Genomic DNA, 14,066 nt, shown 5'->3' with positions numbered 1-14,066 from the left:
CTTAGTCAATAAACGTTGCACCACCCATATATGGGCGTAATACTTCTGGAATCTCAATAGAACCGTCTTCACGTTGGTAATTTTCCATTACAGCAAGCAAAGTACGTCCAACTGCCAGACCTGAACCATTTAGTGTGTGCACCAATTCGGTCTTCTTTTGATCCATTCTGTAGCGTGCTTTCATGCGGCGTGCCTGAAAATCACCCATATTAGAACAGCTAGAGATTTCACGATAAGTATTTTGGCTTGGAACCCAAACTTCTAAGTCGTAAGTCTTAGTTGCACCAAAGCCCATGTCACCACCACAAAGCAAAATCTTGCGGTATGGCAAACCTAGTGCCTGCAAAATGCCCTCAGCATGTGCAGTAAGCTCTTCAAGTGCTTGCATAGATGTTTCAGGTTTAACGATTTGCACCATCTCAACTTTATCAAATTGGTGCTGACGAATTAAACCACGGGTATCACGACCATAAGAACCAGCTTCACTACGGAAACATGGCGTATGCGCTGCATATTTTAAAGGCAAACGTTCGGTATCAATAATCTCATCACGAACGAAGTTAGTAACTGGAACTTCTGCTGTAGGGATGAGGTAATATTCTTTTTCACCTTGAAGTTTGAATAAATCTTCTTCAAATTTTGGCAACTGACCAGTACCACGAAGTGAATCAGCATTGACCAAATAAGGCACGTAAGCTTCTGTATAGCCATTCTTTAAAGTATGGGTATCAAGCATGAACTGTGTTAACGCACGTTGTAGACGCGCTAAAGAACCTTTCAGTACGCTAAAACGTGAACCAGTCAATTTAGTAGCAGTTTCAAACTCTAAACCACCCATCCACTCACCTAAGTCAGTATGATCTTTGATTTCAAAATCAAACTGACGAGGCGTACCCCATTTTGAGATTTCAACGTTATCATCTTCATCTTTACCAGCAGGAACAGACTCATCTGGTAAGTTAGGAATACTCAACGCTTTTTGTTCAATCTCGTTTTGTAACTCTGACAAAGCAACTTCAGCAGCTTTGATTTCGTCACCAATGGCTTGCATACGCGCCATGATTTCAGAAGCATCACCACCGGATTTTTTAATCTGACCCACTTGTTTTGCACCGGCATTACGTTCTGCCTGCAATTTTTCAGTTTTTGATTGCAAATCTTTACGGCGAGTTTCTAAAGAAGCCCATTCTTGAACATCTAATTGAACACCGCGTTTTGCCAAAGCCGCATTAACGGCTTCAATATTATTTCTGAGTAACTTAGGGTCGATCATAATCAATCATAATATGGGTAAAAAACTGGCTATAGTGTAAGGCCTTAACACTAAAAAATATAGTGATCATCTTCATAACGAATAGCTTTCACACAATTCTTAGAATAGATCACTTATTTTAAAAGTTATAGTTTGGCACACTTGGCAAATACTCAGGTTTAATGAACTTACCCGCTTCAAAATATGGCAGCGTTAATTCAGACATTCCCTCTGCATATGAAGCCAGCTCATAAATTGGATAGACAAATACAATGCCATTAGCACCATAGTAGAAATTATCGCTTAGCTGAAGTTTTTCACGGCTAATATTATGTGCTTGAAGCCAATTTGTATTTGCTTCAAAAAGAGCATCAACCAACTGTTTTTCAACATCTGGCTGAATAAGTTCAGCAACAGTAATGTGCTTTTTATTTAATAAGTCAAAATTTACAAATTCTTGATGAGACATGCCGTGTGCAGCACCAGCTGAGTACGAATAAGTCTGTAATGCAAAGGTAGCAAGATTATAGTTTTGCCCTAAATAGCGAACATAAATTGCACTTTGACTTGAACTTGGTTCACCTTCAGGTACTTCAACTGGTTGATCGGCTAAATTTGCAAAAGCATTCGGATCTGCTTTCTTTATACGATTGGTGAAGTAATCATTAATCCATTTTTGATTGGTCTGTACTGTTTGAAAATCATACTCAGTACAACCATCTTCTAAGCAAACTTTTGATTTTGGCAATTTTATTGGGATTACTTTTGCTTGAATTACAGGAACACCAGCCTCTTTCGTTTCTTTAACTTTTGCAGTCGAAGCAGCCTGCTCTTCTTTGGCTGCCGACTTTGGTTGACAACCAGTTACCATTGCCATTGCAGCCATTAATGGAAGAATAAAAATAATTTTCTTATCGTAAAGTCGCATAATAATCCCCATGAATTTACCTCTAACACTATACAAAGCGTAAGAATAAGACGGGGTTAAAAAATGTATCTGCCTCTCTTATATAAAAAAAAGCTACCTTTTACGGTAGCTTTTTTGAAGAGGCTTTAATTATTGGTCAATAACATCTGTACCTTTTGGCGGTGTAAAGTTAAAGACTGATGCCGGAATTGAAGCATTTACTTTAACGTTCTTAAAGCGTACATAGGTGGTTTGACCTAATGAGTCTTGTAATACCATAAGTGTAGGCGCTTTATTTGCTCCGAAGCTAATCGTTAAGCTTTGGAACGCCCCATCTTCTTTTTTAGGGAATAATGTGAAATAGAGTTTAGATTTATCGGGTTGTGTTACACGATAAGACTTCATGATTTGATTGGTATTACCAGAGAGTAATAATGCTGGTGTATCTGCAACCTGATCATCTAAGCTTTGGCGGACAGCTTGTTGTAAATCCGGATCATAGATCCAAACTGTTTTTCCGCTCGTTACGATAGTTTGTTTAGCAGGACTTACTGTTTCCCAATAAAATTTCCCCGGACGCTCAACTTTCATTGAGCCTTTAAATGTCTGGTTCATATGCTGTGCACTTAAACTCTTTTTCTGTGCCACAGTTTTTGTATTGGCTTTAGTTGTTTGTTCAAAGTCGGCAGTCAAACGCTGTAAACCTGATAACTGATTAACCAGGTTCCCAATTGCCTGTTGCTCCGGTGCTGCTACAGGCGCAGCAAACACTGTAGTACTCATTACAGGAGCAAGCACTGACGCGCTAAGTGTAATAGCACACATAGTTTTACGAAGCATATTCATGTCATCACCTTTTTAGTTGCTGTAAGACAACTTACTCTCTTTCAAAGTTATGAAACTGAGTAAGCTCTTAATTCAAGACTCATATTAACCGACAAACTCTGTGCTAATCATTGAGAAAATAAGATATTTTGTTATGTTATTCATGTTGTTTGTAGAATTTCATTCATCATGATGAAGATGAATAAAAATAAAGGCCATAAAAAAAGCCCACAAAATGTGGGCTTTTTTCGAGCTAAAACTTATACAGTTTCAACTTTTACGTAGCGACGGCCAAATTGACCTTTCACTTCGAATTTTACTACGCCGTCAGCAGTAGCAAATAAAGTATGGTCACGGCCCATACCAACATTTGCACCAGCGTGGAACTCTGTACCACGTTGACGAACGATGATGTTACCAGCAGTTACAGCTTGACCGCCGTAAACTTTAACACCTAACATTTTTGGGTTTGAATCACGACCGTTCTTCGTCGATCCACCGGCTTTTTTAGTTGCCATGTCTCTTACTCCTCGTGATTAGCCTGAAATACCAGTAATTTTCAACTCAGTGAACCATTGACGGTGACCTTGTTGTTTACGGTAGTGTTTACGACGACGCATTTTGATGATGCGGATTTTGTCGTGACGACCATGACCAATCACTTCTGCAGTTACTTTAGCGCCAGCTACAACTGGAGCACCGATTTGAATGTTGTCACCGTTTACAACCATTAATACATCATCAAATGTAATAGTCGCACCAGATTCAGCTTTCAATAATTCAACTTTAAGGGTTTCACCCTCAACTACACGGTGCTGTTTACCACCGCTTTGGATTACTGCGTACATAATGTACTCCAATCAGCCCGTGTCGTCGTGTCGATAAAGGGATATATCGATCTTAAAACGATCGCCACTGGGGTTATACAAGGCGACAGATTTTAAGTGAAATTTGATCAAACGACAAGTATTTTCTATCTATCAGTAAAGCATGATCCCCTATTCTTACAAAATCAAACAGCTTGGACTGGAATTTAGCAGTTTTCATTGATTCTGAATGAAAATTAAAATACAGTTCCAAACACAAATTGCGTCAAGAACAAGTTGTATTAATGCTGATGTCATTAAATTTATTGTTTTGCCGAAAACATCGTATTTTGCTTAAATAAAGAACAAAAAACGCTTAAAAACAATAGAAATGATTAATATCAGCCACTTGTTAACCTGTGCAACACATCTTTAATTGATACACTAACGCCACTTATCTACCAATACGGGGTTTTTCTTCATATGGTCATCGATTTCAAGCAAGACATTCTTGCGCCTGTTGCTTCAGACTTCGCTGCGATGGATCACTTGATTAATGAAGGAATTAGCTCAAAAGTCGGTTTAGTCATGTCTGTCAGCAAACACGTCGTTGAAGCTGGCGGAAAGCGTATGCGTCCAATCATGTGTTTGCTTGCAGCACGTGCTTGTGGTTTAGATAACATGGCAAATGCACAGCGTTTAGCTGCAATCATTGAAATGTTACATACCGCGACACTGGTCCATGATGATGTGGTAGATGAATCTGGGCTTCGTCGTGGTCGCCCTACAGCAAATGCGACATGGAACAATCAGACGGCTGTTTTAGTCGGAGACTTCTTGATTGCTCGTGCTTTCGATTTATTGGTCGATTTAAACAACATGACTTTATTGAAAGACTTTTCAACAGGTACATGTGAAATTGCTGAAGGTGAAGTATTACAACTTCAATCACAGCATCAACCAGATACAACTGAAGAAACTTATTTAAAAATTATTCATGGTAAAACGTCTCGCCTGTTTGAGCTGGCTACAGAAGGTGCTGCTATTTTGGCGGGGCAAGAAGCGTATCGTGAGCCATTAAGATTGTTTGCCGGTCATTTTGGTAATGCATTCCAAATTATTGATGATATTTTAGACTACACCTCTGATGCTGAAACATTAGGTAAAAATATTGGTGATGATTTAATGGAAGGTAAGCCAACTTTACCGTTAATTTCTGCATTAGCACGCTCAACAGGTGAAGAGCATGCGATTATTCGTCGCAGTATCGCAACCGGTGGAGTAGACCAACTATCTCAGGTCATCGAAATTGTACAGAAGTCTGGTGCTTTAGATTATTGCAACCAACGTGCCCAAGAAGAAACAGAAGCAGCACTGCAAGCTTTATCAAACCTACCCGATACACCGTATCGTCAGGCTTTGATTAACTTAACTCAGCTTGCGTTACATCGAATACAATAGATATTATTTTGCCTATGCATATAAATTTTTCAGATCTTTTTTTAAAAATAGAGAAGCAGCTTGAGGATCCTCAAGCTGTCATTGATGAAAATCTACTGATTGAACTCGTCAATGTCATCCGACCATCCAACCCACAAGATACGGATGAAATTAAGAAAAAAATACAGGCTTTTATTGAAAGTCTTTTGCGCACACCTACAGCGCCCTTCTTACTACAAACTTTTTTATTACGTTTAATTAATCGCTATAAGCAAGTTAGTTTATATGCTGATAGTGGAATTTTGTCTTTAGATGGTTTCTGGAACCAGCTTGGGCAAAGACTCGGAGCACATTTTTTACCTTTAATAGAAGATGCAAGCCAACTCAAAATATTAATTGGAAAAATTTTCTATTTAGAAAGTGACAAAATCTGGCTCAATAATATTGATGATGAAGATTGGGCAAATTTATTTAGCCTTATTGGGCAAAGCCAAAGTAATGTCGATGAGAAGTTAGTCATTCAAAGTGAAATGATTAAAGCCATTACAGTCTTATCTTATCGAATTAGTGGAATTGGTCTTTATCCCGAATTTATTAACGCTCAGCCAGAATTAACAGAATATGAGTCGCCGTTTTTAGTTCAGAACCGTGAAATTATTGAGTTTATTGAAAAGTATAAAAAACAAGAAATTTCTGAACATGAAATTGCAGTTATTTCCCCGCCCGATGCATCACAAGCATTTGTTATGTTGGAACAGTGCCGAGATGTGGTTTTAAAGATTCGTCGTGCGACCAAAAGAATTGGTGTCAGCTTAAGTTTGACTTATTTGCTGTCATTACTTGAGCAATGTCTTGATCGAATTGAGTTATTACTTTATCTGGTCGTAGATAACACTAAAGGAAAATATGTTTCTTTAGGACATCTGATTTCCGATTTAACCAAAGCACATTACAGCGAAAAAAGTGTTCGCTCATTACTCAGTACGACCAGTGAACTCATTGCTTTTCAGGTAACAGAAAATGCTAGCCGAACAGGTGAACATTACGTAAGTACAGATACCAAAGGCTTCTGGGGAATGTATAAAGCTGCCGCTGGTGCAGGTGTCATTATTGCCTTTATGGCATCTTTAAAAATTCTTGCTGCAAGAATGACAATGGCCCCGCTCATGCAAGCCTTTACTTTCAGTATGAATTATTCCCTAGGTTTCATTCTGATTCATGTTCTGCATTTTACAGTTGCGACCAAGCAACCCGCTATGACGGCGGCGGCTCTTGCTGCAACAGTGCAGCAACGTAAAGGCTCTAAAACGGCTCAAATTGCAGAGTTAGCGGCGCTTATTATTAATATTATCCGAACGCAATTTATTGCTATTTTGGGCAATATTTCAATTGCGATTCCTACTGCTGCACTCATCACTTTTGCTTGGCAGTTTTACCTTGATGAACCGTTATTAACCCATACTAAAGCAACATATCTTCTACACAGTTTAAACCCCTTTACTTCACTAGCAGTTCCACATGCGGCAATTGCTGGAGTATGTCTGTTTTTGTCAGGTCTCATTGCAGGATACTTTGACAACATGGCTGTTTACCGAAAAGTCGGCCCGCGTCTAAGAGCACATCGCCTTTTAGCTAGCTGGTTTGGGCAAGATCGCCTTAACCGTTTTGCTGAATATATTGAACGTAATTTAGGTGCGTTAGCCGGTAACTTCTTATTCGGTATTATGCTAGGAAGTATGGGGACCATAGGCTTTATCCTAGGTCTACCTTTAGATATCCGCCATATTGCCTTTGCATCAGCTAACTTTATTCAAGGTTTAATGACTATTAACGGCAGCCCAGATATCGGACTGATTATCGTGTCCTTTCTTGGTGTGTTATGTATTGGTCTCACCAACTTATTTGTGAGTTTCACCTTAACGATTATTGTGGCATTACGAGCGCGTCGAGTCCGCTTTGAACAATGGAAACCTTTAGCCAAATTGGTCATGACCCATTTTTTAACTCGTCCAAGCGATTTTTTCTGGCCACCAAAACAACCATTAGAACTTGAAGAAAACACTTCAACAAATAACGGAAAAAAAGCAGACCACTAAGAATTTTGCTTTGTACACAAAATGTGATTTTCGTCAATTTTGTTGTGATTGTTTTTCCAAATGTTAAAAAATTTTCAAAATGAATTTACGATGATCTATCAGGCTTGAAAAAAAGTGTACTGACAAGTACACTTTTAACGGCTTTCAGTAGTAGACACTGCTTGAACAAGCAAAGGTATATACATGCCCTATTTATTGCTTTTTATTGGTTGTATTTTTTTAGGATTAGGTGTTCTTGGTCTTTTTGTACCAAGACTTCAATCTTTGGATCTTCTCACCGTTCAAATATTGAGTGAAAATCGATCAGATTATCTTAACTCTATTACGACCTTTCTAGCACGTGTAGGTGGTATGCCTTTTGTATGTTTTTTATCCTTATTGGTGTGTATATATCAAGCATGGTATAAAAAATATATTACTGTTATTTTCATTAGCGTGGGTGTTCTTGGCAGTATCATCACGGGTTGGCTGCTCAAGTGGTGTGTTGACCGTCCAAGACCTCCACAGGTATATCATATTGTCGAAAGTTATGGTGCATCGTTCCCAAGTGCACATAGTGTTTATGCATCAACACTGGCTTGTATGGCAATGATAATGTTATGCCATAAGCCCAACACTAACTCTCCTTATATCATTTTGATTTCCTGTCTTTGGTTTATCTGCATGGGGCTTTCAAGAATATATGCTGGAGTTCATTTTCCAACAGATGTACTCGCCGGTTGGGGCATAGGTTTTATTTGGATTGCACTGCTTTGGCTCTGGTTATTACAAACACAAAGTAGGTTAAGTAGAAAACAAATATATTTTTAGATTTTATCTAAACGAGGTGGAACAATGATGTCGGCTAAGCTTTGGGCTCCTGCCCTTACTGCTTGCGCATTAGCAACAAGTATCGCACTTGTTGGTTGTAGCAAAGGCTCCGATGAGAAACAGCAAGCTGCTGCTGCTCAGAAAATGCCGCCTGCAGAAGTAGGTGTTATTGTTGCTCAACCACAAAGTGTTGAACAAAGTGTTGAACTCTCCGGCCGTACTTCAGCATATCAAATTTCTGAAGTTCGCCCTCAAACAAGTGGTGTGATTTTAAAACGCTTGTTTGCTGAAGGAAGTTACGTTCGTGAAGGACAGGCTCTATATGAACTGGATTCTCGAACTAACCGTGCAACGCTTGAAAATGCAAAGGCTACCCTTTTACAACAACAGGCAAATCTAGCTTCACTACGTACTAAGTTAAACCGTTATAAGCAACTTGTTTCAAGTAACGCTGTATCTAAACAAGAATATGACGACTTACTTGGTCAGGTTAATGTTGCCGAAGCACAAGTTTCTGCTGCAAAAGCTCAAGTAACGAATGCAAATGTTGATCTTGGCTACTCTACAATTCGCTCACCAATTTCTGGTCAGTCTGGACGTTCTTCTGTAACAGCAGGTGCTTTAGTCACTGCTAACCAAACTGACCCTTTAGTGACGATTCAACAGTTAGATCCGATCTATGTTGACATTAACCAGTCTAGTGCCGAGTTATTACGTTTACGTCAACAACTTAGCAAAGGCAGTTTGAACAATAGTAACAACACGAAAGTGAAATTGAAGCTCGAAGATGGTTCAAATTACCCAATCGAAGGACAACTTGCTTTCTCTGATGCTTCTGTAAATCAGGATACAGGAACGATTACTTTACGTGCCGTATTCTCAAACCCGAATCATCTGTTACTTCCAGGCATGTATACCACTGCACAGATTGTTCAAGGTGTAGTTCCTAATGCTTACCTGATTCCTCAAGCTGCAATTACACGTTTACCTACAGGTCAAGCTGTAGCAATGCTTGTTAATGCCAAAGGTGCTGTTGAGAGTCGTCCTGTTGAAACCTCTGGTGTTCAAGGACAAAACTGGATTGTAACTAACGGTCTTAAAGCTGGTGATAAAGTGATTGTTGACGGTGTTGCCAAAGTTAAAGAAGGGCAAGAAGTTTCAGCAAAACCTTACCAAGCTCAACCAGCGAATCCACAAGGTGCAGCTCCAAATGCGACAAAACCGGCTCAATCAGGTAAACCTCAAGCAGAACAGAAAGCATCTAATGCATAAGGGGTAGATTGAATGGCACAATTTTTTATTCATCGCCCCATTTTTGCGTGGGTGATTGCATTAGTCATTATGTTGGCAGGTATTCTTACGCTAACAAAAATGCCTATTGCACAGTATCCGACGATTGCACCACCGACAGTTACAATTGCTGCAACTTATCCTGGTGCATCTGCTGAGACTGTTGAAAACACTGTAACCCAGATCATTGAACAACAAATGAATGGTCTAGATGGTTTACGCTACATTTCATCTAACAGTGCTGGTAACGGTCAGGCCTCTATTCAATTAAACTTTGAACAAGGTATTGATCCAGATATTGCACAGGTTCAGGTTCAAAACAAATTGCAATCTGCAACTGCGCTTTTACCTGAAGATGTACAGCGTCAAGGTGTAACAGTAACTAAATCTGGTGCAAGCTTCTTGCAAGTTATTGCATTCTACTCACCAGATAACAGCCTTTCTGATTCAGACATTAAAGACTACGTAAACTCGTCTATTAAAGAACCGCTTAGCCGTGTTGCTGGTGTGGGTGAGGTACAAGTCTTTGGTGGTTCATACGCAATGCGTATTTGGCTTGATCCAGCTAAGTTAACCAGTTACCAGCTTACACCTAGTGATATTGCGACAGCTTTACAAGCGCAAAACTCACAAGTAGCAGTAGGTCAATTAGGTGGTGCACCAGCTGTACAAGGTCAAGTGCTTAACGCAACAGTGAATGCACAAAGTTTGCTGCAAACACCTGAACAGTTTAAAAATATCTTCTTAAAGAACACAGCATCTGGTGCTGAGGTTCGTTTAAAAGATGTTGCACGTGTAGAGTTAGGCTCTGATAACTATCAGTTTGACTCGAAGTTTAATGGTAAACCTGCTGGTGGTCTTGCAATTAAAATTGCAACTGGTGCCAACGCACTTGATACCGCAGAAGCTGTTGAACATCGTTTATCTGAATTACGTAAGAACTATCCAACAGGTCTTGCAGATAAACTAGCTTATGACACGACTCCATTTATTCGTCTTTCAATTGAAAGTGTTGTACACACATTAATTGAAGCGGTAGTTTTGGTATTCATTGTCATGTTCTTGTTCTTACAGAACTGGCGTGCAACGATTATTCCAACACTTGCTGTACCTGTTGTTGTGTTAGGTACATTCGCTGTTATTAATATCTTTGGCTTCTCAATTAACACCTTAACCATGTTCGCCATGGTATTGGCAATTGGTCTTCTGGTCGATGATGCCATCGTTGTGGTCGAAAACGTCGAACGGGTTATGAGTGAAGAGCATACCGATCCGGTCACGGCGACCTCACGATCAATGCAACAGATTTCTGGCGCGTTAATTGGTATTACAAGCGTATTAACAGCGGTATTCGTACCAATGGCATTCTTTGGTGGTACCACTGGTGTAATTTACCGTCAGTTCTCGATTACCCTTGTAACAGCAATGGTTCTATCGTTAATTGTAGCGTTAACATTTACACCGGCACTTTGTGCAACCATTTTAAAACAGCATGATCCTAACAAAGCACCAAGCAATAATATTTTTGCTCGTTTCTTTAGAGGCTTTAACAATGGTTTTGACCGCATGTCGCATAGCTACCAAAATGGTGTTAACCGCATGCTTAAGGGCAAAATCTTCTCTGGCGTGCTTTACGCTGTAGTTATTGCTTTATTAGTGTTCTTGTTCCAAAAACTCCCATCTTCATTCTTACCAGAAGAAGATCAGGGTGTGGTAATGACGCTTGTTCAATTACCGCCAAATGCAACGCTTGACCGTACAGGTAAAGTGATTGACACCATGACAAACTTCTTCATGAATGAAAAAGATACTGTGGAATCTATTTTCACCGTTTCGGGCTTCTCATTCACAGGTGTTGGTCAAAATGCTGGTATTGGCTTCGTTAAATTGAAAGACTGGAGTGAACGTACTTCACCAGAAACTCAAATTGGCGCATTGATTCAGCGTGGTATGGCATTGAATATGATCGTTAAAGACGCATCTTACATCATGCCTTTACAGCTTCCAGCAATGCCTGAATTAGGTGTAACAGCCGGATTCAACTTGCAACTTAAAGATTCAAGTGGTCAAGGCCATGAGAAACTTATTGCTGCACGTAATACGATCTTAGGTTTGGCTGCACAAGATAAACGTCTTGTGGGTGTTCGCCCTAATGGTCAAGAAGATACACCTCAGTATCAAATTAATGTAGACCAAGCTCAAGCTGGAGCGATGGGTGTGAGTATTGCCGACATTAACAATACGATGCGTATTGCATGGGGTGGCTCATACATTAACGACTTCGTTGACCGTGGCCGTGTGAAAAAAGTTTATGTTCAAGGTGATGCGGGTAGCCGTATGATGCCTGAAGACTTAAACAAGTGGTATGTACGTAATAACAAAGGCGAAATGGTACCGTTCTCTGCATTTGCTACTGGCGAATGGACATATGGTTCTCCACGTCTTGAACGTTATAACGGCGTATCATCGGTTAACATTCAAGGTACACCTGCACCTGGCGTGAGCTCTGGTGACTCGATGAAAGCAATGGAAGAAATTATTGCCAAGTTACCATCTATGGGCTTACAAGGTTTCGACTATGAATGGACAGGTTTATCACTTGAAGAACGTGAGTCTGGTGCTCAAGCTCCATTCTTATATGCGCTTTCATTGTTAATCGTTTTCCTTTGCTTGGCTGCATTGTATGAAAGCTGGTCTATTCCGTTCTCGGTTTTACTTGTGGTACCACTCGGTATTATTGGTGCAATCGTATTAACTTACTTGGGTATGATTATTAAAGGAGATCCAAATCTCTCAAATAACATTTACTTCCAGGTAGCGATGATCGCGGTAATCGGTCTTTCTGCAAAAAATGCGATCTTAATTGTTGAGTTCGCAAAAGAGCTGCAGGAAAAAGGTGAAGACCTGATTGAAGCAACTTTACATGCTGCAAAAATGCGTTTACGTCCAATCATCATGACTACCCTTGCCTTCGGTTTCGGTGTACTTCCGCTTGCCCTTTCAACAGGCGCAGGTGCAGGAAGTCAGCACTCTGTTGGTTACGGTGTACTCGGTGGCGTACTCAGTGCAACGTTCTTAGGTATCTTCTTTATCCCTGTATTCTATGTGTGGATTCGTAGTATCTTTAAGTACAAACCAAAAACCATAAACACTCAGGAGCATAAATCGTGATGCAAAACGTATGGTCTATTTCAGGTCGTAGCATTGCGGTATCTGCACTTGCGCTTGCTTTGGCAGCTTGTCAAAGCATGCGCGGCCCAGAACCAGTCGTGAAAACCGATATTCCACAAAGCTATGCATATAGCGCTTCTGGTACGTCTATTGCTGAACAGGGTTACAAACAGTTCTTTAGCGACCCTCGTTTGCTCGGAGTGATTGATTTGGCACTTGCCAACAACCGCGACTTACGTACAGCAACGCTCAATATCGAACGTGCTCAACAGCAATATCGAATTACACAGAACAATCAGCTTCCAACAATCGGAGCAAGTGGTAGTGCAATTCGTCAGGTTTCTCAAAGCCGTGATCCGAATAACCCCTACTCTACTTATCAAGTAGGTCTGGGTGTAACTGCCTATGAGCTTGATTTTTGGGGCCGCGTACGTAGCTTAAAAGATGCTGCGTTAGATAGTTATCTTTCAACGCAAAGCGCACGTGATTCGACTCAAATCAGTCTAATCAGTCAAGTGGCTCAAGCGTGGTTGAACTATTCTTTTGCAACTGCCAACTTACGACTTGCAGAGCAAACGCTTAAAGCACAGCAAGATTCTTACAATCTCAACAAAAAACGTTTTGATGTGGGCATCGACAGTGAAGTTCCACTACGTCAGGCACAGATTTCTGTAGAAACTGCGCGTAATGATGTAGCGAACTACAAAACACAGATTGCTCAAGCTCAAAACTTGTTGAACTTGTTAGTTGGCCAATCAGTTCCACAAAACTTGTTGCCAACCCAACCTGTAAAACGCATTACGCAACAAAATGTATTTACAGCGGGTTTACCAAGCGACTTGCTTAACAACCGTCCAGATGTAAAAGCTGCTGAATATAACTTAAGCGCTGCTGGTGCGAATATCGGTGCTGCAAAAGCACGTTTATTCCCAACCATTAGCTTAACGGGTTCTGCAGGTTATGCATCAACTGACTTAAGTGATCTATTTAAGTCTGGTGGTTTTGTATGGTCAATTGGACCAAGCTTAGACTTACCAATCTTTGACTGGGGCACTCGTCGCGCCAATGTGAAAATTTCTGAAACTGATCAGAAAATTGCATTGTCTGATTATGAAAAATCAGTTCAGTCTGCGTTCCGCGAAGTTAATGACGCGCTTGCAACTCGTGCCAACATTGGTGAGCGTTTAACAGCTCAACAACGTCTAGTAGAAGCAACTAACCGCAACTACACACTTTCAAATGCCCGCTTCCGTGCCGGTATTGATAGTTACTTGACGGTTCTTGATGCACAGCGCTCATCTTATTCAGCAGAACAAGGTTTGTTATTGCTTCAACAAGCAAACTTAAACAACCAAATCGAGTTATACAAAACTCTAGGTGGTGGTTTAAAAGCAAATACTTCAGATACAGTGGTTAATCAACCATCTAGTGCTGAACTTAAAAAGCAATAAGTTTTAAATAACTTATTC

11 protein-coding genes are annotated in these 14,066 nt (G+C 40.3%); 6 read left to right on the top strand and 5 right to left on the bottom strand.

Annotated elements, in window-relative coordinates; genetic code table 11:
- Position 1 precedes the first annotated feature (1 nt).
- From serS to rplU, 5 genes are all read right to left on the bottom strand, one after another.
- On the bottom strand, positions 2-1,273 hold the full coding sequence (gene serS, locus AAC388_RS03710; RefSeq protein ID WP_005072887.1) for a serine--tRNA ligase: 1,272 nt from the start codon (positions 1,271-1,273) through the stop codon (positions 2-4).
- Positions 1,274-1,391: 118 nt separating this feature from the next.
- The gene (locus AAC388_RS03705; protein WP_342371210.1) at positions 1,392-2,192 is read right to left on the bottom strand and encodes an RsiV family protein; all 801 of its coding nucleotides are present in this window, start codon (positions 2,190-2,192) and stop codon (positions 1,392-1,394) included.
- A gap of 117 nt (positions 2,193-2,309) precedes the next feature.
- Complete coding sequence (lolA, locus tag AAC388_RS03700; protein WP_004789378.1) at positions 2,310-3,005, bottom strand: outer membrane lipoprotein chaperone LolA; 696 nt, start codon at positions 3,003-3,005, stop codon at positions 2,310-2,312.
- Positions 3,006-3,244: 239 nt separating this feature from the next.
- The gene (gene rpmA / locus AAC388_RS03695; RefSeq protein ID WP_002116037.1) at positions 3,245-3,502 is read right to left on the bottom strand and encodes a 50S ribosomal protein L27; all 258 of its coding nucleotides are present in this window, start codon (positions 3,500-3,502) and stop codon (positions 3,245-3,247) included.
- A gap of 18 nt (positions 3,503-3,520) precedes the next feature.
- Positions 3,521-3,832 (bottom strand): 50S ribosomal protein L21, encoded by a 312-nt coding sequence (gene rplU, locus AAC388_RS03690; protein WP_000271409.1) that lies wholly within the window; start codon positions 3,830-3,832, stop codon positions 3,521-3,523.
- Between the two features lie 441 nt (positions 3,833-4,273).
- Here rplU and sdsA point away from each other — a divergent pair, with 441 nt between their 5' ends.
- The 6 genes from sdsA to adeK all read left to right on the top strand — a co-directional run bounded on the left by sdsA (position 4,274) and on the right by adeK (position 14,048).
- The gene (gene sdsA / locus AAC388_RS03685) at positions 4,274-5,251 is read left to right on the top strand and encodes an All-trans-nonaprenyl-diphosphate synthase (RefSeq protein ID WP_002116233.1); all 978 of its coding nucleotides are present in this window, start codon (positions 4,274-4,276) and stop codon (positions 5,249-5,251) included.
- A 14-nt stretch (positions 5,252-5,265) separates the two neighbouring features.
- Positions 5,266-7,326, top strand: coding sequence for a site-specific recombinase (locus AAC388_RS03680; RefSeq protein WP_342371209.1), 2,061 nt, complete (start codon positions 5,266-5,268; stop codon positions 7,324-7,326).
- A 183-nt stretch (positions 7,327-7,509) separates the two neighbouring features.
- Complete coding sequence (locus AAC388_RS03675) at positions 7,510-8,136, top strand: phosphatase PAP2 family protein (protein WP_005064516.1); 627 nt, start codon at positions 7,510-7,512, stop codon at positions 8,134-8,136.
- A 24-nt stretch (positions 8,137-8,160) separates the two neighbouring features.
- On the top strand, positions 8,161-9,408 hold the full coding sequence (adeI, locus tag AAC388_RS03670; RefSeq protein WP_342371207.1) for a multidrug efflux RND transporter periplasmic adaptor subunit AdeI: 1,248 nt from the start codon (positions 8,161-8,163) through the stop codon (positions 9,406-9,408).
- A gap of 12 nt (positions 9,409-9,420) precedes the next feature.
- Complete coding sequence (gene adeJ, locus AAC388_RS03665; RefSeq protein WP_206221993.1) at positions 9,421-12,597, top strand: efflux RND transporter permease subunit; 3,177 nt, start codon at positions 9,421-9,423, stop codon at positions 12,595-12,597.
- Positions 12,597-14,048 (top strand): multidrug efflux RND transporter outer membrane channel subunit AdeK, encoded by a 1,452-nt coding sequence (gene adeK, locus AAC388_RS03660; protein ID WP_032056635.1) that lies wholly within the window; start codon positions 12,597-12,599, stop codon positions 14,046-14,048. Before adeJ ends, adeK begins: the two co-directional genes overlap by 1 nt.
- Positions 14,049-14,066: the final 18 nt, after the last annotated feature.

Source organism: Acinetobacter sp. D009 (assembly GCF_038562025.1).
Classification (GTDB): domain Bacteria; phylum Pseudomonadota; class Gammaproteobacteria; order Pseudomonadales; family Moraxellaceae; genus Acinetobacter; species Acinetobacter pittii.
The sequence above is the reverse complement of the archived record's forward strand: the minus strand, read 5'-3'. Positions and strand labels throughout refer to the sequence as shown.